General features: G+C 60.7%; 27 protein-coding genes and 1 pseudogene. 19 read left to right on the top strand and 9 right to left on the bottom strand.

Annotated features, from left to right (window positions below):
- The first annotated feature begins 28 nt into the window (after positions 1-28).
- Complete coding sequence (locus tag PSEUDOMOFG3G_RS19955) at positions 29-613, top strand: ACP phosphodiesterase (protein WP_047228025.1); 585 nt, start codon at positions 29-31, stop codon at positions 611-613.
- Positions 614-758: 145 nt separating this feature from the next.
- Here PSEUDOMOFG3G_RS19955 and PSEUDOMOFG3G_RS19950 read toward each other — a convergent pair whose 3' ends face one another.
- Together PSEUDOMOFG3G_RS19950 and olsB are read right to left on the bottom strand one after the other, a co-directional pair.
- Complete coding sequence (locus tag PSEUDOMOFG3G_RS19950; RefSeq protein WP_047228024.1) at positions 759-1,550, bottom strand: lysophospholipid acyltransferase family protein; 792 nt, start codon at positions 1,548-1,550, stop codon at positions 759-761.
- Positions 1,550-2,305: an L-ornithine N(alpha)-acyltransferase gene (gene olsB, locus PSEUDOMOFG3G_RS19945; protein ID WP_047228023.1), complete on the bottom strand. Its 756-nt coding sequence runs from the start codon at positions 2,303-2,305 to the stop codon at positions 1,550-1,552. The genes PSEUDOMOFG3G_RS19950 and olsB overlap by 1 nt, the downstream gene beginning before the upstream one ends.
- Before the next feature lie 145 nt (positions 2,306-2,450).
- Between olsB and PSEUDOMOFG3G_RS19940 the strand changes: the two genes are divergently transcribed.
- The 5 genes from PSEUDOMOFG3G_RS19940 to PSEUDOMOFG3G_RS19920 all read left to right on the top strand — a co-directional run bounded on the left by PSEUDOMOFG3G_RS19940 (position 2,451) and on the right by PSEUDOMOFG3G_RS19920 (position 6,745).
- Complete coding sequence (locus PSEUDOMOFG3G_RS19940; RefSeq protein WP_139050945.1) at positions 2,451-3,323, top strand: acyl-CoA dehydrogenase; 873 nt, start codon at positions 2,451-2,453, stop codon at positions 3,321-3,323.
- A 169-nt stretch (positions 3,324-3,492) separates the two neighbouring features.
- On the top strand, positions 3,493-4,587 hold the full coding sequence (locus PSEUDOMOFG3G_RS19935) for a serine hydrolase (RefSeq protein ID WP_139050944.1): 1,095 nt from the start codon (positions 3,493-3,495) through the stop codon (positions 4,585-4,587).
- Positions 4,584-4,895 carry a hypothetical protein gene (locus PSEUDOMOFG3G_RS19930; protein ID WP_047228020.1) on the top strand — a complete coding sequence of 104 codons (312 nt, stop codon included), beginning with the start codon at positions 4,584-4,586 and terminating at the stop codon, positions 4,893-4,895. Before PSEUDOMOFG3G_RS19935 ends, PSEUDOMOFG3G_RS19930 begins: the two co-directional genes overlap by 4 nt.
- Positions 4,896-4,995: 100 nt before the next feature.
- Positions 4,996-5,586 (top strand): YceI family protein, encoded by a 591-nt coding sequence (locus tag PSEUDOMOFG3G_RS19925; protein WP_139050943.1) that lies wholly within the window; start codon positions 4,996-4,998, stop codon positions 5,584-5,586.
- A 1-nt stretch (position 5,587) separates the two neighbouring features.
- Positions 5,588-6,745 carry a phosphatidylserine/phosphatidylglycerophosphate/cardiolipin synthase family protein gene (locus PSEUDOMOFG3G_RS19920; protein WP_107322061.1) on the top strand — a complete coding sequence of 386 codons (1,158 nt, stop codon included), beginning with the start codon at positions 5,588-5,590 and terminating at the stop codon, positions 6,743-6,745.
- A 126-nt stretch (positions 6,746-6,871) separates the two neighbouring features.
- On the opposite strand, the gene bglX is transcribed toward PSEUDOMOFG3G_RS19920, so the two are convergent.
- Positions 6,872-9,163 carry a beta-glucosidase BglX gene (gene bglX / locus PSEUDOMOFG3G_RS19915; protein ID WP_139050942.1) on the bottom strand — a complete coding sequence of 764 codons (2,292 nt, stop codon included), beginning with the start codon at positions 9,161-9,163 and terminating at the stop codon, positions 6,872-6,874.
- A 262-nt stretch (positions 9,164-9,425) separates the two neighbouring features.
- On the opposite strand from bglX, the gene PSEUDOMOFG3G_RS19910 reads away from it, so the two are divergent.
- The 6 genes from PSEUDOMOFG3G_RS19910 (at position 9,426) to PSEUDOMOFG3G_RS19885 (ending at position 14,088) form a co-directional block, all read left to right on the top strand.
- The gene (locus tag PSEUDOMOFG3G_RS19910) at positions 9,426-10,034 is read left to right on the top strand and encodes a LemA family protein (protein ID WP_047228016.1); all 609 of its coding nucleotides are present in this window, start codon (positions 9,426-9,428) and stop codon (positions 10,032-10,034) included.
- 107 nt (positions 10,035-10,141) lie between these two features.
- A complete protein-coding gene (locus PSEUDOMOFG3G_RS19905) occupies positions 10,142-10,849 on the top strand; it encodes a YgcG family protein (RefSeq protein ID WP_171061409.1) in 708 nt (235 codons plus the stop codon).
- Positions 10,850-10,877: 28 nt separating this feature from the next.
- Positions 10,878-11,495 carry a TPM domain-containing protein gene (locus PSEUDOMOFG3G_RS19900; RefSeq protein WP_139050940.1) on the top strand — a complete coding sequence of 206 codons (618 nt, stop codon included), beginning with the start codon at positions 10,878-10,880 and terminating at the stop codon, positions 11,493-11,495.
- Positions 11,496-11,644: 149 nt separating this feature from the next.
- Positions 11,645-12,862: an SAM-dependent methyltransferase gene (locus tag PSEUDOMOFG3G_RS19895; protein WP_139050939.1), complete on the top strand. Its 1,218-nt coding sequence runs from the start codon at positions 11,645-11,647 to the stop codon at positions 12,860-12,862.
- Positions 12,863-13,093: 231 nt separating this feature from the next.
- Entirely contained in the window at positions 13,094-13,675 is a 582-nt protein-coding gene (locus tag PSEUDOMOFG3G_RS19890) for a DJ-1/PfpI family protein (RefSeq protein ID WP_047228012.1), read from the top strand.
- Positions 13,676-13,743: 68 nt separating this feature from the next.
- On the top strand, positions 13,744-14,088 hold the full coding sequence (locus PSEUDOMOFG3G_RS19885; protein ID WP_047228011.1) for a YegP family protein: 345 nt from the start codon (positions 13,744-13,746) through the stop codon (positions 14,086-14,088).
- Positions 14,089-14,184: 96 nt separating this feature from the next.
- Here the strand turns inward: PSEUDOMOFG3G_RS19885 and PSEUDOMOFG3G_RS19880 are convergent, their stop codons facing one another.
- A complete protein-coding gene (locus PSEUDOMOFG3G_RS19880) occupies positions 14,185-15,204 on the bottom strand; it encodes a DUF4917 family protein (RefSeq protein ID WP_047228010.1) in 1,020 nt (339 codons plus the stop codon).
- A 140-nt stretch (positions 15,205-15,344) separates the two neighbouring features.
- Between PSEUDOMOFG3G_RS19880 and yiaY the strand changes: the two genes are divergently transcribed.
- The gene (gene yiaY, locus PSEUDOMOFG3G_RS19875) at positions 15,345-16,493 is read left to right on the top strand and encodes an L-threonine dehydrogenase (RefSeq protein WP_047228009.1); all 1,149 of its coding nucleotides are present in this window, start codon (positions 15,345-15,347) and stop codon (positions 16,491-16,493) included.
- Here the strand turns inward: yiaY and PSEUDOMOFG3G_RS19870 are convergent.
- Complete coding sequence (locus tag PSEUDOMOFG3G_RS19870; RefSeq protein WP_139050938.1) at positions 16,490-17,653, bottom strand: MFS transporter; 1,164 nt, start codon at positions 17,651-17,653, stop codon at positions 16,490-16,492. The two genes, yiaY and PSEUDOMOFG3G_RS19870, sit on opposite strands and share 4 nt — an antisense overlap.
- Before the next feature lie 12 nt (positions 17,654-17,665).
- Positions 17,666-18,901 carry an aminotransferase class I/II-fold pyridoxal phosphate-dependent enzyme gene (locus tag PSEUDOMOFG3G_RS19865; RefSeq protein ID WP_139050937.1) on the bottom strand — a complete coding sequence of 412 codons (1,236 nt, stop codon included), beginning with the start codon at positions 18,899-18,901 and terminating at the stop codon, positions 17,666-17,668.
- A gap of 267 nt (positions 18,902-19,168) precedes the next feature.
- Between PSEUDOMOFG3G_RS19865 and PSEUDOMOFG3G_RS19860 the strand changes: the two genes are divergently transcribed.
- The 5 genes and pseudogenes from PSEUDOMOFG3G_RS19860 to PSEUDOMOFG3G_RS19840 all read left to right on the top strand — a co-directional run bounded on the left by PSEUDOMOFG3G_RS19860 (position 19,169) and on the right by PSEUDOMOFG3G_RS19840 (position 22,931).
- Positions 19,169-19,585: a VOC family protein gene (locus PSEUDOMOFG3G_RS19860; RefSeq protein WP_047228006.1), complete on the top strand. Its 417-nt coding sequence runs from the start codon at positions 19,169-19,171 to the stop codon at positions 19,583-19,585.
- A gap of 13 nt (positions 19,586-19,598) precedes the next feature.
- Positions 19,599-19,718: pseudogene (locus PSEUDOMOFG3G_RS19855) on the top strand (LysE family translocator); the annotation flags it as partial.
- An 85-nt stretch (positions 19,719-19,803) separates the two neighbouring features.
- The gene (locus PSEUDOMOFG3G_RS19850) at positions 19,804-21,153 is read left to right on the top strand and encodes a diguanylate cyclase domain-containing protein (RefSeq protein ID WP_139050936.1); all 1,350 of its coding nucleotides are present in this window, start codon (positions 19,804-19,806) and stop codon (positions 21,151-21,153) included.
- Positions 21,154-21,442: 289 nt separating this feature from the next.
- On the top strand, positions 21,443-21,946 hold the full coding sequence (locus PSEUDOMOFG3G_RS19845; RefSeq protein WP_047228005.1) for a DUF4142 domain-containing protein: 504 nt from the start codon (positions 21,443-21,445) through the stop codon (positions 21,944-21,946).
- 76 nt (positions 21,947-22,022) lie between these two features.
- The gene (locus PSEUDOMOFG3G_RS19840; RefSeq protein ID WP_139050935.1) at positions 22,023-22,931 is read left to right on the top strand and encodes an SDR family oxidoreductase; all 909 of its coding nucleotides are present in this window, start codon (positions 22,023-22,025) and stop codon (positions 22,929-22,931) included.
- Between the two features lie 47 nt (positions 22,932-22,978).
- Here the strand turns inward: PSEUDOMOFG3G_RS19840 and PSEUDOMOFG3G_RS19835 are convergent, their stop codons facing one another.
- Positions 22,979-23,392, bottom strand: a complete 414-nt coding sequence (locus PSEUDOMOFG3G_RS19835; protein WP_047228003.1) for a low affinity iron permease family protein — start codon at positions 23,390-23,392, stop codon at positions 22,979-22,981.
- A gap of 166 nt (positions 23,393-23,558) precedes the next feature.
- Here PSEUDOMOFG3G_RS19835 and PSEUDOMOFG3G_RS19830 point away from each other — a divergent pair, with 166 nt between their 5' ends.
- Complete coding sequence (locus PSEUDOMOFG3G_RS19830; RefSeq protein ID WP_171061408.1) at positions 23,559-23,705, top strand: hypothetical protein; 147 nt, start codon at positions 23,559-23,561, stop codon at positions 23,703-23,705.
- A gap of 137 nt (positions 23,706-23,842) precedes the next feature.
- On the opposite strand, the gene PSEUDOMOFG3G_RS19825 is transcribed toward PSEUDOMOFG3G_RS19830, so the two are convergent.
- Together PSEUDOMOFG3G_RS19825 and PSEUDOMOFG3G_RS19820 are read right to left on the bottom strand one after the other, a co-directional pair.
- Positions 23,843-24,253, bottom strand: a complete 411-nt coding sequence (locus PSEUDOMOFG3G_RS19825) for a type II toxin-antitoxin system HicB family antitoxin (RefSeq protein ID WP_139050934.1) — start codon at positions 24,251-24,253, stop codon at positions 23,843-23,845.
- Between the two features lie 182 nt (positions 24,254-24,435).
- Positions 24,436-25,065 (bottom strand): LysE family translocator, encoded by a 630-nt coding sequence (locus tag PSEUDOMOFG3G_RS19820; protein WP_047228037.1) that lies wholly within the window; start codon positions 25,063-25,065, stop codon positions 24,436-24,438.
- Between the last annotated feature and the right edge of the window lie 70 nt (positions 25,066-25,135).

Raw genomic sequence — 25,135 nt, 5'->3', positions numbered from 1 at the left:
TTGGCGCGGCGGTGCTAAGCTTCGCGCCATGAACTATCTCGCACACCTGCACCTCGGCGGCCCCGGCCGGGAACGACTGCTCGGCAGCCTCTACGGCGACTTCGTCAAAGGGCCGTTGCAAGGCCTGTACGATCCGCAGATCGAAGCGGCGATTGCCCTGCATCGACGCATCGACATGTACACCGATCGCCACCCCGTGGTGGATATCGCTTTGTCGCGCTTTTCCACCGTACGGCGGCGCTATGCCGGAATTGTGCTCGACGTGTTTTTTGATCATTGCCTGGCCCGGGACTGGGCGCTGTATGGCGAAGGGCCGTTGATGGATTTCACCTCCCAGGTCTACCGAGTGCTCGCCGCCGAGCCGCAGTTGCCTGGGCGTCTGGCGCAAATCGCGCCTTACATGGCGGCGGATGACTGGCTGGGGTCTTATCGAGAATTCGATGTGCTTGGGCAAGTATTGCGGGGGATTTCCCGACGCCTGTCCCGGCCGGAGGAGCTGGCCGGGGCCATGGAAGAATTGATCAGGCTCTATGAACCGTTGAGCGAAGACTTTCAGCTGTTCTACCCGCAGTTGCAGGATTTTGCGTTGAGCCAGACAACACGGCAGGGGTGATGTTGGAGCCGGTTCTTGCCGTCACTGAAGTTCAAATGTGTGAGCGAGCCTGCTCGCGATGAAGGCCTGGCAGTCAAGAACCAACTGACTGACCGCTATCGCGAGCAGGCTCGCTCCCACAAGGGCTCTGCATAGGGCCGCCGGATCAGGCCGCGATCGCAGGCCGCATCGGCACTTGCTGCTTTTGTGGGATTTCGCCAAACAATGCCTTGTGCACCGCCTGTTGCGCCTGGAAGGCCAGGGCAGCTCGCTCCTGGCCGTGGCAGGCAATCGGTTCCAGCAGATGGATGTGCACCTCGCCCCGGTCATTGGCGAACAGGCGCATCAGGTGCGACAGCAAATCATCATCGCCAACGAACGGCGCCAGCGAGTCCGGTTCACCGTTGCGCAGGTAGCGGATCGCCACCGGTTGCAGCGCCACGTCCGCATCGATGGCCGCCGACAATAAACGACCGTGGAAAGTGCGCAGGGAGCGGCCATCGGTGGTGGTGCCTTCGGGAAACATCAGCAGCGGATGGGCCTGTTCCAGGTGTCGGCTCATTTGCTTGCGGATCAACTGGCTGTCGCCCGAGCCGCGCCGGATAAACAGGCTGCCAGCCTTGGCCGCCAACCATCCGGCCACTGGCCAGGTGCGTACTTCGGCCTTGGACAGGAACGACATTGGCGTGAGCATGCCCAGCAGCGGGATATCGGTCCAGGACACATGGTTGCTGACCCACAGCATGGGCTGTTGCGGCATTTGCCCGTGCACCGTCACGCAGAAGGGCAGGGCATTGCTCAGGCGCGCCATGAAAAAACGCGACCAGCGCTGGCGGCGCACCATGGAGTTGGCCACACCCAACCGTTCGAACAGCCCGAATACGCTGGCCATGCTCAGGCCCAGCGTCACCACCAGCAACACTCGCGCGATTCGCGCGTACACCCGCAACCGACTCATCACACCGCTGCCTTGAAGTGGCGGGCGTAGCGTGGGCAGAGTTCGTCACGCTTGAGCAGGATGAACACGTCGGCCACCTGGAAATCCTCATCCCAGCACGGCTCACCGCAAATCTTCGCGCCCAGGCGCATGTAAGCCTTGAGCAGAGGCGGCATTTCGGCGATGACGTTGGACGGTACGTCCAGGGCCGGCAACGGTTTTTTCGGCACCGCCCGCAGGTGTTCGGTGCACAGATAACGTTCGCGCAGACGCTGCATGATCGCTTGGGCCTGGACGCCGCCGTCCTGCATTGGAATGCTCGCGCATCCCATCAGGTAGCTGTAGCCGCCCTCGTTCAGCACCTCGGCCAGTTCGCCCCACAATACAGCGATGGTGCCGCCGTTGCGGTAGGCCGGGTCGACGCAGGTGCGGCCGATTTCCAGGATCGGGCCCTTGAGATGGACCAGGCCGTGAAGGTTGAACTCTTCTTCACTGTAGAACCGGCCCAGGCTGCTGGCGGCGTGGTGATCGAGCAGGCGTGTCGTCGCCACGAGTCGGCCGGTATTCAGGTCGCGTACGCCGATGTGGGCGCAGTGAACATCATAGTCATCCATGTCCAGACCCATTTCCGCGCCTTTGAGCTTGGCGTTGAATTCGCCGCTGAAGACGTTGAAGCGCAGGGCCTGGGCTTCTTGCAAAGCCTTGGCGCCAATCAGGCGTTCGGCTTGCAGGCGGCGTTCATTGCCAGTGTCGCTGATGCGGGCGATCTGAGTCATAGCGAATCTCCGTGCGGGCTGTTCAGTTGCAGCCGATCGACTTTCTTTATGCAGCCATGTTGTGCAAAGTCAGGCTATGTAGCCCCGGTGTCATCGCCATGAAGCTTTGGTGATGCTTATATGACAGCCCATTGAGGAGCCTCCCATGCCCTGGCAAAACCTGATCGAACGCGGCGAACGGTTGCCCGCCCATCCGGACCTGGCTGAGGGTTATGCGGCCTTGCTGCAACGTCTGGGGCCGGTTACGCCGTTCGAACTGGCCGTCATGGGGGCGCGATTGATGGCAACGCCGGGGTTGGCTTTTCTGGTGGGGTATCAGGCGGCGCTGCGGGTGCTTTGGCCGAGCGCGCCCCAGAGCCTGGGCGCCTTGTGCGCCACGGAGCAGCGCAGCCTGCGCCCGGCGGACATGCAGACTCGCATCACCGACCTGCGATTGAACGGGCGCAAGGATTTCGTTACCGCGGGCGATGCCGCCGAGTGGCTGCTGATTGCCGCCCGCAGCGAAGCACCCGGCGAGCCGCCGCGGTTGAATCTTGCGGTGGTTTATCCCGGAGAGCCGGGCGTGACCCTGGAAAAACTCCCGGCCATCGCCCTGATGCCAGACATCAGCCATGGCCGGGTGCTGCTTGATGGCGCGCTGTGCGAGTTGTTGGCCGGGGACGGTTGGGACGCCTACGTCAAACCGTTCCGCACCTTGGAAGACCTTTATGTGCTCAGTGCCATGGCCGCCTGGCTGTATGGCGTGGGGCAGGAGTGCGCTTGGCCCCAAGCCCTGCAGCTGCGTCTGCTGGGATTGCTGGCCGGTTGCGCTGAAGTGAGCCGTCACAACCCGTCCAGCGCGGCCGGGCATGTGCTGCTGGGTGGGTTGTTCGCCCAGTTCAACGGGCTCGATGAAGAACTGAACGACGCCCTGGCCGCCGGCCCGGCGGTGTGGCGCGAGATGTGGACGCGAGATAAAGCCGTGATGGACATGGCGGCGGGTGCGCGGGCCAAGCGGTTGGCCAAGGCGTTGGGATAACCCTTTGTGGGAGCGAGCCTGCTCGCGATAGCGGAGTGTCAGTTGACATCAATGCTGCTGAGCCAGCGCTATCGCGAGCAGGCTCGCTCCCACAGGGAAATGCCACCCATACCCAAATTGTCATCAAGTCTGAATAGGCTCCGAAGGTTCAATCCTGCGAGCCCCGAGCATGTCCAAAGGCTGGTTCCTGATCCCGCTGCTATTGCTCAACCTGTACGCCCAGGCTGAAGACTGGCCCGGTGAGCAATGGTCAAGCGGCCCGACCCCCACCGGGCCGGCCATCGAAGCCCTGGAGCAATACGCCTTCCCACCCCGCGACGATGCCTCTCGCCAGGGCATCCGTACCGATGCGCTGCTGGTGATCCTGGACGGGCGGCTGGTCTACGAGCGTTATGCCGGGCCCACCCGTGCCGACACTGCGCACCTGACCTGGTCGATCAGCAAAAGCCTGATGGCGACGGTGTTTGGCGTGGCCTATGGGCAAAAGCTGTTCAGTCTGCAGGATCCTGCCGCCAGGTATTACCCGGCGTTGAGCAAGCATCCGGACATGACCTTGGCCGATCTGTTCCATTGGGCCTCGGGGCTGGATTGGCAGGAAGATTACGAATACGCACCGCTCAAGTCCTCGGTGGTGGCGATGCTTTATACCCGTGGGCGTCATGACATGGCGGCGTTCACTGCGCAGCATGAACGCGACAGGCCGCCGGGGCAGGTGTTTCGTTACTCCAGTGGTGACAGCAACCTGCTGGCAGCGGCATTGAAAAATATCGTTGGCCCGGCGCGGTATGCCGATTATCCCTGGACGGCCCTGTTCGAGCCGCTGGGTATCCGCCACGCCACCTGGGAAACCGACGCCGCCGGCACGTTTGTCGGGTCCTCCTACGCCTACCTTACGGCGCGGGACCTGGCGCGTGTGGGGCTGTTGATGCAACGCGAGGGACGCTGGGGCGAGCGGCAACTGATCCCGCAAGCCTGGGTGGCGTTCAATCGCGAGCCCTTCGCCCGCTTCCGGGCCGGCCAGGATGAAGCGGTGCCCGGTGGGCATTGGTGGCTCAACCGCGCGGCCGACCCGGCCATCCACCCGTGGCCCGATGCACCGCCGGATACGTTTGCCGCGCTGGGCCATTGGGGGCAGGCGTTGTACGTGATCCCCAGCGCCCGGTTGGTGATCGTGCGCTACGCTGATGACCGCGACGGCAGCTACCGCCACAACGAGTTGCTCAAGCGAGCCATGGCGGCGTTCGCCGGGACGGTGCAGCCATGAGACGCAGACCGCTGCTCACGCTGATGTCGGTGCTTGTTGTGGCGCTGCTCGGCTGGATCTGGCTCGAGCGGGTGGCGCTGCGGGCCTTCCCCGACATCATCAGCGCCTACACCGCCAAGGAGTATTGCTCGTGTCGCTACGTGATGGAGCAACCGGCTGACTATTGCCGTGGCTATGTAAAGCAGTCGGTGCCCATCAGCGATTTTCTCGAAACGCCTGAAGCGAAACGCATCACCGTCGCCGGGTTGGGACGAAGCAATAGCGCACGATGGCTGGGGGAGCGGCAGGGCTGTCGGTTGGAGCCGTGACCGGACCTGTGTATTCCCATAGAGGATTGAAACAGAAGGTTTGCAAGTGCCCTCGGCCCGGTTAAGGTTCGCCACAGGTTTATCTGCCCTCCGAGTGTGTATGTTCAAGCGGTCTTTTTCTCACGCTGTCGCGACCTTGCTGCTGGCCTGCGCCGCGCTGCCGGTCCAAGCCAATTGGTATCTGGACGGCGAATCGTCGCGGCTGTCGTTTATCAGCAGCAAAAACGGCAACGTTTCCGAGGTCCAGCGTTTCCTGGTGCTTCATGGTCAGGTCCAGCCCAAGGGGATGGTCCGGCTGGAAGTGGAGCTGGAGTCGGTCAACAGTGGCATTCCCCTGCGTGACGAGCGCATGCGCGCCGAGTTGTTCGAGATCAAGCAATTTGCCGACGCCGCCATTACCGCGCAGCTCGACCTGTTACCGATTCAGGACCTGGCCAACGGCGCTCAACTGGAACTGCGTTTGCCGCTGACCGTTGACCTGCACGGCAAGCAACATGTGTATCAGGCCGAACTGCTGGCAACGCGCCTGGATGAACGACGGTTCCAGGTCGTGACCCTGGAGCCGGTGGTGCTCAATGCCGCGGATTTCGGCCTGGCGCCGGGATTGGAGAAGTTGCGCAAACAGGCCGGGCTGTCGGCCATCAGCCTCGCAGTGCCGGTGAATGCGGTGCTGATTTTCACGGCGCGCTGACATGAGCGGCCCGGTATTTCCGTGGCGCGAGGGCAATCGCTTCGAGCTGTTGATCGATGGCCCGCAGTTTTTCCCGCGCATGCTGGTGGAAATCGCCCGCGCCCAGGAACAGGTCGAGCTGGAGCTGTACCTGGTGGAGGCGGGAACTTGCGCCGAGGCGATGGTTCAGGCACTCGTCCAAGCTGCCGAGCGCGGTGTTCGCGTGCGTTGCCTGTTCGATGACTACGGCAGCCTGGCGTTCACCCAGGACCTGCGCCACCGCCTGATCGAGGCGGGCGTGGAGCTGCGTTTTTACAATCGGCTGAGTTGGCGCCGCTGGGTACGGAATTTATATCGGGACCACCGCAAGCTGCTGTTGGTGGACCAGCGCCTGGCGGTGGTTGGCGGCACCGGGGTCACCGATGAGTTCTGGAGCCCGCTGGATGACCGCTGCGAGTGGCACGAGGTCATGGTGGAAATCGTCGGCCCCTTGGTGCTCGACTGGCAGTTGCTGTTTGACCGCCAATGGCTCGCCAACCGCCATCGCCGTGCCTGGAAACCGGCTTCCAACTTCGGCTTGCCGCGCTTGCCCCGGGTTCCGCCGATGGGTGAGGGCATGGGGCGGGTGGCTTATGCCGATGCCCGCCAGAATCGCGACATCCTGCAATCGTTGTCCCGGGCCCTGAACAGCGGCCAGAAGCGGATCTGGATGGCGACCCCGTATTTTTTGCCGACCTGGAACGTGCGTCGCTCCTTGCGCAAGGCTGCCGCCCGGGGCATCGATGTGCGCCTGCTGCTCACCGGCCCGCGCACCGATCACCCGTCCGTGCGCTACGCCGGGCACCGTTATTACCCGCGTCTGCTCAAGGCTGGGGTGAAAATCTTCGAATACCAGCCGTGTTTCCTGCACCTGAAGATGGTGCTGGTGGACGACTGGGTCAGCATCGGCTCCTGTAATTTCGATCACTGGAACCTGCGCTTCAATCTGGAAGCCAACCTCGAAGCCCTCGACTCCGCACTCAGCACGGCAGTGGCGGCGAGTTTCGAGCGTGACTTCGCCCAGAGCCTGGAGGTCAGTCTCGACGCCTGGAAGCGCCGGCCACTGTGGAAACGGGTCAAGCAACGGGTGTGGGGATTGGTGGATCGGTTGGTGGTGAATGTGCTGGGGCGGCGGGGTTAAGGTTCAGCAAAAACAATGTGGGGGCGAGCCTGCTCGCGATGGCGGCCTGACAGTCAATGATGCGGTGACTGGTAGGCCCTCATCGCGAGCAGGCTCGCTCCCACGGTTATTTGCGCTGTTGATGAATCAGAGCAACTCGAAACTCTGTTGTTTCACATCCTGGGAATCCAGGCCGATCTGGACGTTGAACTTGCCCGGTTCAGCGGCGTATTTGAGCTGGGCGTTGTAGAACTTCAAGTCGTCTTCGGTGATGGTGAAGTGAATGACTTTCTTCTCGCCAGCCTTGAGCATCACCTTGCGGAAGTTCTTCAGCTCCTTCACTGGGCGGATGATCGAGCCGGTCACGTCCTGGATGTAGAGCTGCACCACGGTTTCGCCGTCACGCTCGCCGGTGTTTTCCAGGGTCACGCTGGCATCGAGCTTGCCGGTCTTGTTCAGCGTGGTGGACGACAGGGCCATGTCCGTCAGGCTGAATTCGGTGTAGCTCAGGCCGTAGCCGAACGGGTAGAGCGGGCCAGTGGTGTCATCGAAGTATTGCGAGGTGTAGTTGCCCGGCTTGCCCGGCGTGAACGGTCGACCAATGCTCAGATGGTTGTAGTAGGTCGGAATCTGTCCTACCGAGCGCGGGAAGGAGATCGGCAGTTTGCCCGACGGGTTGTAGTCGCCGAACAACACGTCGGCGATGGCGTTGCCGCCTTCGGTGCCGCTGAACCAGGTTTCCAGGATCGCATCGGCCTGTTGCTTTTCATCCACCAGCGCCAGCGGGCGGCCGTTCATCAGCACCAGCACCAGTGGTTTACCGGTAGCCTTCAGGGCCTTGATCAACTCGCGCTGGCTGGCGGGGATGCTCAGTTCCGTGCGGCTCGAGGATTCGTGGGACATACCGCGCGACTCACCCACGGCGGCCACCACCACATCGGCATCCTTGGCGGCTTTTACCGCTTCGTCGATCAACACCTGGGCCGGGCGCGGGTCATCCACCACTTCCGGGGCGTCGAAGTTGAGGAAGTTCAGGTAGTCGAGCACCTTCTTGTCGCCGGTGATGTTGGCGCCACGGGCGTAGATCAGTTTCGATTCTGCGCCCAGTGCGCGGGTCATGCCGTCGAACAAGGTCACCGATTGCGCAGGGCGCCCGGCAGCGGCCCAACTGCCCATCATGTCGATCGGAGCCTTGGCGAGCGGTCCGACCAGGGCGATTTTTGCGTTTTTGTTCAGGGGCAGGGTCTGGTTGCGGTTTTCCAGCAGGACCAGGCTGCGGCGGGCCACGTCACGGGCATCGTCGCGGTGCAGGCGGCTTTCAGCGTAGGTGTCGGCCGGGTCGTCCTCGGCCTTGCCGATGCGCAGGTACGGATCCTTGAACAGGCCCATGTCGTATTTGGCGGCGAGGACTTCGCGCACCGCATTGTCGATGTCGCTCTGCTCGATTTCACCGGCCTTGAGCAGTCCAGGCAGCTCCTTGCCGTACAGCGAGTCGTTCATGCTCATGTCGATGCCGGCCTTGATCGCCAGCTTCGCCGCTTCGCGACCGTCCCGGGCCACGCCATGCTTGATCAGTTCGAAGATGGCGCCGTGGTCACTCACCGCCAGGCCCTTGAACCCCCATTCCTTGCGCAACAGATCGTGCATCAGCCAGGTGTTGGCGGTGGCGGGCACGCCGTTGATGGAGTTCAGCGCGACCATCACCCCGCCGGCACCCGCATCGATGGCGGCTCGGTAGGGTGGCAGGTAGTCCTGGTACATTTTCACCGGGCTCATGTCCACGATGTTGTAGTCCCGGCCACCTTCCACTGCGCCGTACAGGGCGAAGTGCTTGACGCTGGCCATGATGCTGTCGGCCGCGTTGGCGCCACTGCCCTGGAACGCTTTGACCATCACCCCGGCGATGCGCGACACCAGGTAAGTGTCCTCGCCAAAGCCCTCGGAGGTCCTGCCCCAGCGGGGGTCGCGGGAAATATCCACCATCGGCGCGAAGGTGATGTCCAGGCTGTCGGCCGCCGCTTCCTGGGCTGCGACGCGGCCGGAGCGGTAGATGGCGTCCATGTCCCAGCTGGAGGCCAGGGCCAGGGGGATCGGGAAAATCGTGCGATGGCCGTGGATCACGTCATAGGCGAAGAACATCGGGATCTTCAGCCGGCTGCGCATGGCCGCGTCCTGCATCGGGCGGTTTTCATCCCGGGTGATGGAGTTGAACGTACCGCCGATGTTGCCGGCGGCGATTTCCTTGCGAATCATCTCCCGAGGCATCTCGGGGCCGATGCTGATCAGGCGCAACTGGCCGATCTTTTCCTCGAGGGTCATCTGCTTCATCAGGTTGCTGATGAAGGCATTCTTGTTCTCTATCGGGGTTGGCAGGTTGTCGGCTAATACGGATTGACTGGCCAGTGTGACGAACAGGCCCAGCAAACACAGCTTCTTCATGAATGGTTTCTCGCAAGCCTAAGGGCGGTAATCAGGACTCGCCGGTCAGCAAAATGTGAGGAGCGGCTATTGTTGTTCGAGTATTGTCTGAATAAGAGCAGCACTGTTTTCGAACGCACGCGGATGAACTTAGTTTCGCACCGGGCATCTTTTAGCCCATCGACCCGATTCAATCCCGTGGCGGCGGCAGATTATGCCCCAGACGCTGGTGAGATAGGTGGCTGTGTTTTCTTCAATGGACTGTATAGGGGAGTTTCAACCGATGAATCTACGACTCGATCACCTTCGCCACCTGCCAATACTGGCGCTGATGCTGTTCACCACGCTGCTGGCCGGTTGCGGCATCAACAATATTCCAACCCTGGACGAACAGGCCAAGGCCGCCTGGGGACAGGTGCAGAACCAGTACCAGCGCCGAGCCGACCTGATCCCCAACCTGGTGGAAACCGTCAAGGGCTATGCGCAGCACGAACAGGAAACCCTGACGGCGGTGGTCGAGGCGCGGGCCAAGGCCACGTCCATCCAGGTCGATGCCGGTACCCTGGACAACCCGGAAAAACTCAAGCAGTTCCAACAGGCCCAGGACCAGTTGAGTGGTGCGTTGAGCCGGCTGATGGTGGTGGTCGAGCGTTATCCGGACCTCAAGGCCAACCAGAACTTCCTGGCCTTGCAATCACAACTCGAAGGCACCGAGAACCGCATCGCCGTGGCTCGTCGCGACTTCATCCTGGCGGTGCAGAAATACAACACCGAAATCCGCACCTTCCCCGGTCGTTTGTGGCACAGCGTGCTGTACAGCGATCTGCCGATCCGCGAAACCTTCGAAGCCACCAGCCCCAACGCCGAAAAAGCCCCTGAGGTGAAGTTTTGATGGAGCAGCTGCAAGCTTCAAGCTACAAGCCTCAAGCACAGTCAATACGCACTGCTTTTGCTTATAGCTTGAAGCTTGCAGCTTGCAGCTGCGCCTTGCTGCTCTGCATGTTTGCCATCACGGCCCAGGCCGAGTTGAGTTTTCCGGCACTGACCGGGCGGGTGGTGGACACTGCCCAGATGCTGGAACCCTCGGTGCGCACGCAACTGGATGCACAGCTCAAGGCCCATGAACAGGCCACCGGTGAACAGGTGGTCGTGGTCACGCTGGCGGACCTGCAAGGCAGCAGCATCGAAGACTTCGGTTATCAACTGGGGCGTCACTGGGGCATTGGGCAGAAGGATAAAAACAACGGCGCGCTACTGATCGTGGCCCGGGATGACCGTAAACTGCGGATCGAAGTGGGCTATGGTCTGGAAGACCGCCTGACTGACGCCCAGAGTTCGGTGATTATCAATCAGGTGATCACTCCGGCGTTCAAGGCCGGCAATTTCAACAAAGGTATCAGCGACGGCGTAGCGGCGATGCTGATGGTGCTGGGCGGCAATGCGCTGGATGAGCCGGCTGCGGTGTACGGTGCCGACGGCCAGGAGGAGGGCGATTTCGTCGGGCGCCATCCGGGGCTGTTCGTGTTGTTGGTGCTGCTGTTCATCGTAACGGTGTTCGTGTGCCAGATGCTCGGTATCCTGCCGGCCGGACGCGGTGGTTCCGGGGGCGGCTATGGCGGTGGCGGCGGTTTTGGCGGCGGCGGTGGCGGCGGCTTCAGTGGTGGTGGGGGCAGTTTCGGGGGCGGCGGTTCGTCGGGCGGCTGGTGACAATAATAATGAGTGGGCACTTTTAACCATGGCATTACTGACTGAACACGAACAACGCAAGGTCGCCGAGGCCATTGCCCGGGTGGAGCGCGATACCGACGCCGAGCTGGTCACCGTGCTTGCTGCCCGCGCCGACGACTACGCCTACATCCCGCTGCTGTGGGCCAGCCTGCTGGCCTTGGTGGTGCCCGGCATGGTGCATTACCTCACGGGCTGGCTGAACATGCACAGTCTGCTGCTGGTGCAGTGGGTCCTGTTTATCGTGCTGTGCCTGGGGTTTCGCATTCCTGCAATCACCACTCACCTGATCCCCCGTTCCGTGCGCCACTGGCGCGCCTCCAATCTGGCGCGCCGGCAGTTTCTCGAGCAGAACCTGCACCACACCGTCGGCGGCACAGGAATGTTGATTTTCGTTTGCGAGGCCGAGCGGTATGTGGAAATCCTGGTGGACGAAGGCATTTCCAAGCGTCTCGACAACACGCGCTGGGAGGCCATTGTCGCCACCTTCACCCAGCAGGTCCGCCAAGGACAGACGTTGCAGGGCTTCGTCACCTGCATCGAGGCCTGCGGCGAATTGCTCAAGGAGCATGTACCCGTGACTCACGCGCGCAATGAATTGCCGAATCGGTTGGTGGTGCTGGGCTGAAAAATTTTTGCCAGCACACGCCTGTGGGAGCAAAGCCTTGCTTCCACAGAGGCTACTGCTCGCCACACGAACTTTTCCGTGCCCTCACTGCCCATCCCTCCTAAAATACCCGCCATTCCCGATCCGCCCGCCCCGAGGCCGCTTTTTCCATGTCTGTCACCGCTACCCCCGCCCGTCCTGCGCCGGATCACCACGCCCAGTTCATCGAGCTGCTGCAAAGCAGCCTTGAGCAGAACGCCTTCATCAAACTGGTGCTGGCCAAGTACGTCGGTGACGAAGCGGACCTGCAACGGCTGATCATCAAGCAGTTGACGGTCAAGGATCAGCCCTGCCTGTCCTTCGTTTACCGCTACAAAACCCGCGACATCACCAAGAATTTCCCGCTGGCCGAAGGCGTGGCGACCATCGCCGCGTTGTTGCCGGTGTCGTTCAAGAACGCGCATCTGCTGGCTGTCACCGACGAAGCGCAGCTGGAATACAGCAAAAAGGGCAAAAGCTCGCTGTTCAAGAGCAAGCCCCAGCAGCTGCGAGAAGTGCCATCGGCCGAGCACAATCGCGAGAAAAACCGCTTCCTCGACCTGAACCGCCCGTTCCTGGCGGATTTGGGCGTGACCAACCAAAAGCACGAGCTGATCCCGGCGATGTCACGCAAGTGGAAGCAGATCAACAAGTTCATCGAAGTCTTCAGCCATGCGCTGACATCTTCGCCGCTGGCCCTGGATCAGCCGGTGCGGGTGTCGGACTTTGGCTCGGGCAAGGGTTATCTGACGTTCGCCATCCATGACTACCTGCGCAACACCTTGCAGGCTGAAGGGATCGTGACCGGCGTCGAACTGCGAGAGGACATGGTCAAGCTGTGCAACGAAGCTGCCGCGCGGCTGGAGCACCCGGGCCTGAGCTTCCAGCACGGCGATGTGCGCAGCGTGGCGCCGGCCGCGGTGGATGTGATGATTGCCTTGCATGCCTGTGATATCGCCACCGATTACGCGATCCACATGGGCATTCGCTCGGGCGCTTCGATCATCATGTGCTCGCCGTGCTGCCACAAGCAGATCCGCTTACAAATCCAGAGTCCGGCGTTGCTCAAGCCGATGCTGCAATATGGCCTGCACCTGGGCCAGCAGGCAGAAATGGTCACTGACAGTCTGCGGGCGCTGTTTCTGGAGGCATGCGGCTACGAAACCAAGGTGTTCGAGTTCATTTCCCTGGACCACACCAACAAGAACAAGATGATCCTGGCGGTCAAACGCGCCGAACCGGTGGACCCGGCAGAGCTGCTGGCGAAGATCCAGGAACTCAAGGCGTTCTACCACATCACCGAGCACTGCCTCGAAACCCTGCTGCGCGCTGACGGTTACCTCGCCTGAGTGACTGACACATTACCCTGTGGGAGCGAGCCTGCTCGCGATTGAACGATGACGCGGTGCACCTGAAAAACCGCGTCGCCTGAATCGCGAGCAGGCTCGCTCCCACACGTTGCATTCAGCATCCAGCGATGTGCAGCCCGTCAGGTAATCGCCGCTTATTCCTCATCTACCGACGTACCGGTCTACCTTTAATGCGTTCATCCCCTACGCATTTTTCAAGGAGTCCACCCCATGGCCGCAAAGAAAATCCTCATGCTGGTCGGCGATTACGTCGAAGACTATGAAGTCATGGTGCCATTCCAGGCCTTGCAGATGATCGGCCACACCGTTCATGCCGTGTGCCCGGACAAAAGCGCCGGGCAGACCGTGCGCACGGCGATCCACGACTTCGAGGGCGACCAGACCTACAGCGAAAAACCGGGGCATCTGTTCGCACTGAATCATGATTTCGTCGGTGTCGAGGCCGCTGATTACGATGCGTTGCTGGTGCCGGGCGGACGTGCGCCGGAATATCTGCGCCTGAATGAGAAAGTCCTGCAACTGGTGCGTGAATTTGACCAGGCGGGCAAGCCGATTGCAGCGGTATGCCACGGTGCGCAATTGCTGGCAGCGGCGGGTATCCTGGAAGGGCGCGAATGCAGCGCCTATCCCGCCTGTGCCCCGGAGGTGCGTCTGGCGGGAGGGACCTTTATCGAGTGCGCGGTCACCGAAGGCCACGTTCAAGGCAATCTGGCGACCGCGCCCGCCTGGCCGGCACATCCGAACTGGCTGGCGGGGTTCCTGACGTTGCTGGGCACGGCCATCACCTTGTAAGGCACTGGCAGAACAAGCGCAGCGGGTCTTTACTCTTGGGGATGCCTCAACCGCCCAGGAGAAAGAACATGTCCGGATGGTACGAAGTCAGCAAAAGCAGCAACGGCCAGTTTAAGTTTGTGCTCAAGGCGGCGAACGCCGAAACGATTTTGACCAGCGAGCTGTACACGACCCGCAGCGGTGCCGACGGTGGCATCGCTTCGGTGCAGAAGAACAGCCCACTGGCTGAACGTTATGAACTCAAGAGCACCAAGGACGGCCATCCTTACTTCAACCTCAAGGCTGGCAATCACGAAGTGATCGGCAGCAGCGAAAGCTATTCCTCTGACGCCGCCCGGGACAAGGGCATTGCCAGCGTCATGGCCAACGGACCGACGACGGTGATCAAGGACAAGACGCTGGCGGCGCTTTGACAGGACGCCAAAAGCCGAGGGGCAATGTGGGAGCAAGCTTTGCTCCCACCGATAAATCCCTTCCCCACAAGCTACGGGGCCGTGCCTGCCCTGGCTCTAAACCTCCACCGGCACCGACAGTTTCGGGTTGCCCAGCGGATGCGTCTTGGCATCGAAGAACCGCAGTTCAACCGCCAACCCCTGGAACACCTTGGCGTAATGGCGCTTCTGGTGCTGAATGAACGCCTGGCTGCGGGGGTAGATCGAGATTGCCACGGTTTTCGGCGCGGCCTGGCGCAGGGCATGGACGATGTGACTGTCCTGTTCGCCCAAGGCATGGCCGAACAGGCACAGGTTGTCGCCGTGGTGCAGCAACTGGTCGTAGCAGAACGATAGGTAATCAGAGCTGCGAATGGTCTTGAGCTTGTCCTGGCTCGGGCCTTCATTGACGAACAGCGGCACGTCGTCAAGGGTCTTGATCGTATTGTTGATGGCGAAACTGCCCAACAGCGTGCCTTCGGTGGCGGTCAGCTTGCGTGCCGTGCCGTCCTGGTTGCGTACCAGGTGCAGGCCACCGTGCAGGTACAGCAGACGTGGTTTGTCCGTGTCTGCCTGGCTCAGATCAAAGCTGTGATCGTTGCCCAGGAACAGGTCGGTGACAGTCTCGGGCGCATGCTGGATCGCCCAGTAGTTGAGCAGATCGTAGTTGGTGGTGAACACCGTGCGATAGCGGCCCAGCTCCTGATTAAGCGTCGCCAGGGTCGAGGGTTCGACCAGTCGCCACGGGATATGCACCGCGTGCACGGTGTTGATCAGTGCTTCCTTGATTGCGTAGTAGCGGTTGCGCGGTGCAGCGGAACTGACGGCCAGAGCCTTGTTGACCCGGCTGGTGGTTTTCAGCGCGCCGAGTACCTGTTCGAAACTGCGTGTCTGCATCGCGTCGAACACACTCATTTCCGACGGGCTCAAGGGTTTTTCTTCGACTGTGCGAGCGTTTTCGAACAGCGAGTCGTAGCCGAAATCGTCCCAAACGGCGCGGCTGGCGCCGTTACCCAGCAGCAAGCCGCTGAAAGCGGTGCTGGCGCGCAAGGCATCCCAGTCTTCGAGCTGGGCGTCGTATTGCTGGAAGTCGGTCATTGCGAAAGTTATCTCAAAACGTGGTTAAGGCAGGGCGCGACTTTATCACGACCCAGTCTTGAGCCAGATCAAGATGCGCTGTGACCAGTCGGTCATTCTGGTAGCCCTGCCAATCCCGGCCTCTTCCAGGAGCATCTCCCATGAGCAGCACCTTTTTCATTCCCGCCGTGAACGTCATGGGGCTGGGTTGCCTCGACGAGGCCATGACCGCCATCCGTAACTACGGCTTTCGCAAGGCCCTGATCGTCACTGACACAGGGTTGGCCAAGGCCGGCGTCGCCAGCAAGGTGGCCGACCTGCTGGCGCAACAGGACATCGACTCGGTGATTTTCGACGGTGCCAAGCCCAATCCCAGCATCGCCAATGTCGAGCGCGGGCTGGGGTTGCTGAAGGAGAGCCAATGCGATTTCGTGGTGTCGCTGGGTGGTGGCTCGCCCCACGATTGCGCCAAGGGCATCGCCTTGTGTGCCACCAACGGCGGGGAAATTCGTGACTACGAGGGCGTTGATCGCTCGAGTAAACCGCAGTTGCCGCTGATCGCCATCAACACCACGGCAGGTACTGCCAGCGAGATGACCCGTTTTTGCATCATCACCGACGAGACCCGCCACGTAAAAATGGCGATTGTCGACCGCAACGTGACGCCGCTCATGTCGGTGAACGATCCGGCGTTGATGGTGGCGATGCCCAAGGGGCTGACGGCCGCCACCGGCATGGATGCGTTGACCCATGCTATCGAAGCTTACGTATCCACTGCCGCCAATCCGATCACCGATGCCTGCGCGCTGAAAGCGGTCACGTTGATCAGCAACAATCTGCGTCAGGCCGTGCGCGACGGCAACGATCTGACGGCGCGGGAGAACATGGCCTACGCGCAGTTTCTCGCGGGGATGGCGTTCAATAATGCTTCGCTGGGTTTTGTGCATGCGATGGCCCATCAACTGGGCGGTTTTTATGACTTGCCCCATGGCGTGTGTAATGCCGTGCTGTTGCCCCATGTGCAGAGTTTCAACGCCTCGGTATGTGCCGCTCGGCTGACCGACGTGGCCCATGCCATGGGCGCCGATACGCGCGGACTCAGCCCGGAGGAGGGCGCGCGGGTGGCCATTGAGGCGATCCGCAGCCTGGCCCGGGACGTGGACATTCCGGCCGGCCTGCGTGAGTTGGGCGTACGTCTCAACGACGTGCCGGTACTGGCCACCAACGCATTGAAAGATGCTTGTGGCCTGACCAATCCACGGGCAGGGGATCAACGGCAGATCGAGGAGATTTTCCGCAGCGCCTTTTAGGCGACCCGTGGCGGCATGAACCGCACGCACAGCATCGCTGCCACTGCCAGCAGCGTGCACAATGCCGCTAGCGGCCAGGCCTGTTGACTCAACAACAGGCTGGCCATGGCGCCGATCGCCGATGCCATCAGTTGATGCAGGAAACCGCTTAACGCCATGGCATAAGCACCGGCCACCGGTGAACCCTCGTTGGCCAGGGACAGGCTGATGGGGTAATTCAACGATTGGCCGAACACCGCGAAGCAGTACGGCAACCAGAACAGCAGCGCAACACTGCTCAGCGCGACGCTCCCCAGCAGCATGGTTGCGCTGCCACCCAGCACCAGCGCAATGCCCCAGCTCATCAGCCGTCGCTGACCGGTGCGCAGCACAAAGGCGTTTACCGCCAGCGCGCCGAACAGGTACGCCGCACTGATCGGCCAGCCCAGCAGGCCGTACTCAATCGCTGACCAATGAAAGCTTTCCTGCAGGATCAGTGGCGCGGCGGTGTTGAACGCGACGATCACGCCGTAACCCAGGCCACCAGCCAATGCCGGCAGTAAAAAACCTCGGTATCGGAGAATTCTGCCGTAGACGCGCCACGCTGATTGCCCGTGGCTGCTTTCTGTCAGCACTGGGAAACCGACCCGGGACACTGCCACCGCCATGGCCAGGCTGACCGCACCCAACCCGTAGAAGATCGCTTCCCAGCCGAAGGCAACCTGGATCAAGGAGCCCAGATACTGGCCAATGCCAAGGGCAATCACGAAGGCTATCGAGATCCATGACAGGGCCTTGGCCAGCAGATCGCCGCTGAAACTGTCACGGATCAATACCCTGGCCATCACCGAGATACCGCTGGCGCCGATGCCCTGAATCAACCTGAGCGTCAGGAACGCCTCGACTGTCGTACCCAGCGGTAACGCCAGGTTACTCAGGCCGTACAACCCCAATGCCGCCAGCAACACCGGTTTGCGTCCCAGACGCTGGCTCACGCTGCCCCACAGCAACATTGGCAGCGCCATGCCGATCAGGTAAACCGACAAGCCCCAGGAAACCTGGGACGCATCGGCCCCCAGATCCCGAGCAATGTCGGGCAGGGCCGGCAAGTAGATGCTCATGCCCAGTTGTGCCAGGAAGACGGTGGTGCAGGTGATGATCAGGGTCGTACGGTTCTTCATCAAGGCGCTCGTTCAAGGACGGATGTCACGCCCGTGTGCCAGCAGCAGATCGGTGATCCGTTCGCAGAACGAGCGAATCACGTTCGTCTCCATGTCGGCGCGCAGGGTGATGCGGATTGCGGCCTTGTTTTGCGGCACTACGGGGAAAAAGACCGCTGAAGTGAAATACCCCAGGTCGGCCAATTCGACCGCCAGGCTGTTGGCCAGGGCTGCTTCACCGCATGTCACCAGGCGGATCGCCATGGCATTGCCGAGTTGTTCGGTGCGGATGAGGCTGTCGAAGAGGCGGATATTAGCCTGCAAACGCTCCTGCAAGGCGCTGAATTCTCGACTGCGGTGCAGGCGGATCGAGGCAATGCCGGCGCCAATGGCCGCCGCGTTCAGGCTCTGGGACCAATTGCTCGGCCCGCCGTAGCGCTGCACCAGTGTTTTTTGCCGTTCACTGCCAAACATCGCCAGGCCGCCACTGGCCCCGAATGATTTGGCCAGCGAGGCGACAATCAGCGTGCGCTCGTCCACGGCGTGGAAGCGTGACCGGACCAGGCCCGCTCCGCATTGCCCTACGGCGGACAGCGCGTGGGAGTCATCCAGATAGAGAAACAGGCCATAGCGCTGTTTGAGGTACAGCAGGCTGTCCATATCCGTCACCCCGCCCATGCTGTAGGCCCCATCGGCCACATACGCCACGTTGCGCTGTCGTTTGCACACGTCCTCGAGAAAGTCCATGTCGTTGTGGGGCCCGGTGATGACTTGGGTTTCATCGGCGCAGGCAGCCTTGACGTGGTTCATCGAGTAATGGGCATGTTTGTCAAACACCATGACTGGCGGCCGATTGTCGGTGAGCACGCCGCTGGCCAGCAACGGCAGGATCCCGGCGCTCGCTGCGCTGCATGACAGGGCGCTGAGACAACTGGCGCCAAACAACTCCGACAATTGGGTTTCGTATCGGTCCAGGATCGCCAGTTTGCAGCGGTTTTTCGAGTTGGCGACGCGCAAGGTCCCGGTTTCCCACAGGGCCGTCATGGCCCCGTCCAGCAACGCCGGATGGTGATCCAGGCCCAGATAGGACGTGGTACAGAAGTGGTGAAAGGTTCGGCCGTACTGGTCGACCAGGACATTGGGTGTCTTGACCTCGACATTCAGCCCTGAGATTTTTCCGACTTCGGCGCTCTGCCAGTCCTGGTCCGCCAGGGAAATGACCTTACGGTAGTTGGTGTAGCGATGGGTTGGCTGTGCAGTCTGGTTCATGGTGCGCTTACATTCCTTGGTTGAGTGGTGCTGTCCGTGGGTGGTTTCGATATCTGTGTGTTTCCAGACTTTACAGATCGTTATGCAGGGCTTTGAATCGGCCGTTTCCGGCGTGTTTGAGTGTTACCGGAGACTTCTGTGTAGGATCTTGCCTAAGGGGCTGGGCGGGGAATCCATTTACGCTGTCGGAGCTGGGCAACGCGATGCTTTCACCCTTGAGCCTGCTGCACTTGACCCATCCGTTTCTTTTCCAAAGGTTGCTTGTCGATGCTCTCAGGCTTCAATCATCTGACACTTGCCGTCACCGAGCTGGACCCCAGTGTGGTTTTTTATAGCGAGCTATTGCAGCTTCGTCTTGAGGCCAGGTGGGACAAAGGGGCCTATTTGTCGCTGCCCGGACTATGGCTGTGCCTGTCTGTTGACCCGTTGCGCAAAAAGGGGGCTGCGGCGGACTACACCCATTACGCATTCAGTATCCGTGCCGAGGACTTCCCGGTGCTGGTGGCGCGGCTCAATGCGGCCCAGGTGGTGACGTGGCGCGACAACCGCAGCGAAGGGGACTCGTTTTACTTTCTCGACCCGGACGGGCACAAACTCGAAATCCATGTGGGAGATCTGACGTCCCGCCTGCAGGCCTGTCGACAGGCGCCTTACGCCTCCATGGAGTTTTTTACGGCTCCCTGATTCTTCGCCTCGCCTGTGCAGCCGTGCCGAGCTGCTGCATGGGTCGATATTGCCATTGCTGATAACAATCAGTTTTTTGGGCGGCCCGTTGGCCTACGCTATCCTCATGGGTATTGTTGGCGCGAATCGGTTGTTGGCCAGCAAGGCGCAGGGCTGATGTGCCGGCTGCGCAGGCAAGGCTTTTTTCAACGATGCATTATCGGAAGACCACCAGCCCCATGGACACTCGCAATCGTGCGCCGCTGGCCAGTTACATGGATCTTTTGCTGGACGCCGTGTGTGCCGTCGACGGCCAGGGGCGTTTCGTGTTTGTCAGCGCCGCTTGTGAACGCATTTTTGGTTACACCCCGCAGGAGCTGATCGGCCAGCCGATGATCGACCTGGTGCATCCTGCCGACCGCCAGCGGACTCTTGATGCGGCGCGGGAGATCATGGACGGCGAACCCAAGCTCAATTTCGAGAACCGCTACCTGCACAAGGACGGTCGGGTGGTGCATATCTTGTGGTCGGCGCGCTGGTCGCCGGCGGACCAGTTGCGGATCGCCGTGGCCCGGGATATCACCGAGCGCAAGCAGGCCGAGTCTCGGCAGGCGGCGTTGTATGCGATCTCCGAGGCCGCCCACGCGGCTGCGGACCTGCTGGCGTTGTTCAAGCGCATCCACCTGATCATTGGCGAGTGGCTGCCGGCGCTGAATTTTTCGGTGGCGCTGTATGACGAGCAGTGCGAGCAGTTGAACTTTGCCTATCACGTCGATGACCTGGAACGACAGCCCGATGGGCCGAGCTCGGTCACCAAGCGCCTGTGCGCCGAAGTGATTCGCAGCGGCCAACCAATCCTGCTGACGCCCGGTTGCAGTCAGTTGCCATCGGGGTTTTGCGACCTTGTGGCGCAACCGAACGCTCCCTGCTGGCTGGGTGTACCGCTGATCTCGCAAAACGGCACGATCGGTGCGTTGATCGTCAAGAGCACACAAGACAACCAGCGCTACACCGAGCAAGACAAGGAGTTGCTGCAATACGTCTGTGCGCAGCTCACCATCGCCATCGAGCGCCAGCAATTGCACGCCCGGTTGCAGCGCATGGCTCAGTACGATCAGTTGACCCAGGTGCCAAACCGCGAATTGCTGCGCGAACGCTTCAAGGCCGCACTGGCCACCGCCCGGACGGCGTCTGGGCGCATGGCGCTGCTGTATATCGACCTGGATCGCTTCAAGCAGATCAACGATACCTACGGCCACGCGGTGGGCGACATGTTGTTACAGGCAGTGGCCAGCCGGCTCCAGGGCTGTGTGCGCGACACCGATACGGTGGCGCGCATTGGCGGCGATGAGTTCGTTGTCCTGCTCCATAGTGTCCAGGCCTTGGAAGATGCCCACCATGTGCAGGAAAAGATCCGTCATGCACTGACCCAGCCGCTGCGCCTGGACGGGCATTGCCTGAGTATCGAGCCGAGCATCGGGGTGGCCTGTTTCCCCGAGCATGGCCTGGAAGATGTCGCACTGTTCCGCCACGCCGATGAGGCGATGTACGCCGCTAAACGCCAGAATCACAAGGCGTTCGATATTTGACCATGGGCCACCGTTCGTCGTGGCGCCCAACGATTTTTCAAACCTTTCAGTTCGCGACCCTTTCGAATATCAGGTGGGGCCCGCTCGCCGGAAACATTGCCCTGGATCGAACGAAGGCGTCTGGATCGGGTCGCACATGTGGGAGAACTACCCACTTCATCGTCGTCGAGAGGCACCCGTTGAAGCCGGTATCGGCCGTATTCGGGACAGACGTTTGTCCACATCGTTACAGGTGGTTCTGATTCAGCGGCGAGAAATCTGCCGCAACTTTTTAGAGGAGGGCGTGACCATGAGCCGGATGGCCACCTTTTTACGTAGCACCAGTCTCGTCGTGCTGATGGGCCTGGGGGTTAACAGTGCCTGGGCACAATCGCCTGCCGAGTTTATCAACGATGCTTCGGCCAAAGGCATGGCCGACATCGAGGCCAGCCGCATGGCCCACGGCAAGGCCGAGTCCAGGGAAGTCAAGGATTACACCATCATGGTGATCAACGACCGCACCACCGCCAACCAGCATCTGGCCAAGATTGCGAAGAAACTCGACCTGCCTGTCGCGCCACGGGAAGAAGTGGCAGACAAGGCCAAGACGCTGATGCCGCAAGTGCCGGAAGGCGAGTCGTTCGAGGCTGCCTATGCCGCCAGCCAGGTCAAGGCTACCGAGGAAGCCATTGCGCAGATCCAGGAACAGGCCAAGACCACGGAAGTGCCGGAAATCAAGGCGTTCGCCGACGAAACCCTGCCTAAGTTGCAGACCCACCTCGAAATGGCCCGGGCGCTCCAGGCCAGTCGCTGATTCGCCGCACGTTTAACATTCAGGGCCAGGGCGCTTGCGTCCCGGCTCATCTTGCCCGCCGAAAAGGAGAAGCTCGATGTCCACAAGCCGAGAACCCAACCAATACGCGATGCAGAACCCGTTGACCCAGTATCCCCGTCCCCCTTTCCCCGACCAGCCGCAGTCGCCACCGGGTATCGATCAGGACATGGTGCCCAAGCCCGATCACGGTGAAAAAAGTTACCAGGGTTTCGGGCGCCTCGAAGGGCGTAAGGCCTTGGTGACCGGTGGCGACTCGGGCATCGGTCGCGCCGCCGCCATTGCCTACGCCCGGGAAGGCGCTGATGTAGCGATCAACTATCTGCCCAGCGAAGAGCGGGATGCACGGCAAGTCATCGAGCTGATCGAGGCCGAGGGTCGCAAGGCGATTGCAATCCCGGGCGATCTGAAGGATGAGCAATTCTGCGTCCAACTGGTGAAAAGCGCCCATGAGCAACTGGGTGGCCTGGATATCCTGGTGAATGTTGCGGGTAAACAGGAAGCACAGAAAGACATTGCCGATATCACCACCGCGCAATTCGATGACACCATGAAAACCAACATCTATGCGATGTTCTGGATCTGCAAGGCCGCAGTACCGCTGATGCCGGCGGGGGCGACGGTTATCAACACCGCGTCGATCCAATCCTACGATCCGTCCGCCACCCTGTTGGACTACGCCACCACCAAAGCGGCCATCGTCGCATTCACCAAGGCGCTGGCGGGGCAGGTGATCAGCAAGGGGATACGGGTCAACGCCGTGGCACCGGGGCCGATCTGGACCGTGCTGCAACCCAGCGGTGGACAACCCCAGGAGAAAATCCCCACCTTTGGTTCTCAAGTACCAATGAAGCGCCCGGGCCAACCGGCCGAGTGTGCACCGCTCTATGTGCTGCTGGCGTCACAGGAGTCGAGCTACATCACCGGGGAAGTGTTTGGCGTGACGGGTGGTAATCCGCTGCCCTGACTTCACGCTTGGCCGCGCGAGTGGCGAAGGCTGCTCGCGCGCCAGTATCAGCACTGATTCAGATCGATCTTGTTTTTTGGCTCCAGGCCTTGCTCGGCACCGAGGTTCTTGGCCTCCTTCTCACCCATGGCCTGGTAGTGCCTTCTCATCGCCTCCAACTGCTTGAGGTCCAGCGACTCCAGCCCGAGCATTGCATCGTGTGCATTTTTGTTCGCCCTGATCAATTCGTCGACCTTCAGATGCAAGATGTCGGTATCGCGGTTCTGTGTGTTCTGAATCAGGAACACCATCAGGAATGTGATGATCGTGGTCGAGGTGTTGATGATCAGTTGCCAGGTATCGTTGAACTGGAAAAACGGCCCGCTGACTGCCCAGAGCACCAACAACACCAGCGCCCCCAAAAACGTCTTGGGACTGCCTGCCCACAGGGCCAGTTTTTGTGCGATTTTTGCGAAGTTCATTGCTGCGTTTCCTTCTGGGACTTACCTGTCTGGTGTGACAGCAATGAAGCGATGAAAATTCTACTTACATTTGCCGCGCAGCCTGAAGTTCATTGAGCTGCAAGGTCATCGCAACCATTCACCGTATTCAGAGGTCACTGCTTAAAGCCCTCAATCGGAGTACACCATGAATCTCACGCGCACCTTTTTCCTCACCTGTTGCCTGTTCGCCCTGCAGGGCTGCTTCGACAACTCGGACAACGAGACCAAGGACAACACCGATGGCACCAAGTCGTCGGTGCAGATGCAGGAGTCCGGTTCGGAGAAAAAATAACCGGCTTTTTGCAAAAAAACTGTGGGAGCGAGCCTGCTCGCGATGGGCAGATCAGTAGGGTTTGACTGATAGGGCGCCATCGCGAGCAGGCTCGCTCCCACAAGGGTTAGGGCAGGGGATTTAGGGCAGGTTGGTTTTCAACGTCTTTGCTGCAACACCTTCAGCGCCGCCGAGGCCAGAAACCCGGAACGGCTTTTTTCTTCAGGCTGGTGCAGCACGTACTCGTCAATACGGTTCAGCAGATAACCAGGCAAGGTGATGTTGAGCTTCTGCGCCTTGCCCAGATATTTGGTCACATCAATATCCACCAGCGCCCAGGTGCAACCTGCGTATTTCGCATTGGCCGCATGCAAGGTGACTGTATTGGCCGATGGAATCGGCGAGCCGTCCTCAGCCAGAATCTCGAAGTGCCCTTCAATCGCCTCGCGGGCCATCGCCATGGCATCGTCCAGGTCATCGCCAGCAGAAAAACAACCCGGAATATCCGGTACTTCAACACCCCAGGCGTGCTTCTCATCGCCCATGGAAATTGCAATCGGGTAAAGCATGTCAATCGTTCTCCGGGAGGGCAGGGCAACTGGCAAATCGGCTATTCACATCACCTCTGTGTGGTGTGCTTGGTGGTTACTATACCTACTTGATTTTGATGATCAACACTATAACCACCAAAAGTCGGTCGGATTTTCGACTCCGATTGCTGCGCTCTTCTCCAATCAGCCTGTCCAAAGCACTACGACTGCTGCACAAAGCTCAGTCGCACCGCAAACCCAATCAAAAGACTCCCAAATAGCCACTGCTGCAGGCGCTGGGCCGAAGGAGAACGCTGGAGCCAGCGACCGAGCGCCACGCCCACCAGCGCATAGGCGCTATCAAACAATAAGCCGACGCTGACCAACACCACGCCGAGGGTTGCAAATTGCCCAAGCACTGGCCCGCCCTGTGGGTCGATGAACTGTGGCAAAAGCACCGAGCAAAACAGCAGCGCCTTGGGATTGAGCAGGTTGGTCAACAACCCGCGCCGAATCGCCGGGTGCCACTGCCGTCTTCCTGCCTCAACGCCGGCCCCTTCAAAGCTTGGCAACAGCGAAGTCCGCAGGCATTGAAAACCAATCCATAACAAATAAGCGGCACCGGCCAGGCGCACCACGTCAAAGGTCCAGGGCGCGGTCTTGAACAACGCCGAAAGCCCCAACGCTGCCAGCGCGACATGACACCCCCGAGCGATCCCCAGGCCTACCGCAGTCGCCAGCGCCGCGCCCTTACCCTGACGAGCGCCGGTTTGCAGAAGCAGGATCATGTCCGGCCCAGGCAACAGATACACCACCACTAACGCCATCAAAAACAACCAGAGCTCTGCCACACCACACCCCCTGCATCGACGATTTCGGTAATGCCAGTCTATGGCTGAGGGGCAGGGCAGGTGGTTGCGA

It is taken from the genome of Pseudomonas sp. FG-3G (genome assembly GCF_901007645.1).
Taxonomy (GTDB): Bacteria; Pseudomonadota; Gammaproteobacteria; order Pseudomonadales; family Pseudomonadaceae; genus Aquipseudomonas; species Aquipseudomonas rhizophila.
This window is presented reverse-complemented; position numbering and strand designations above follow the sequence as displayed.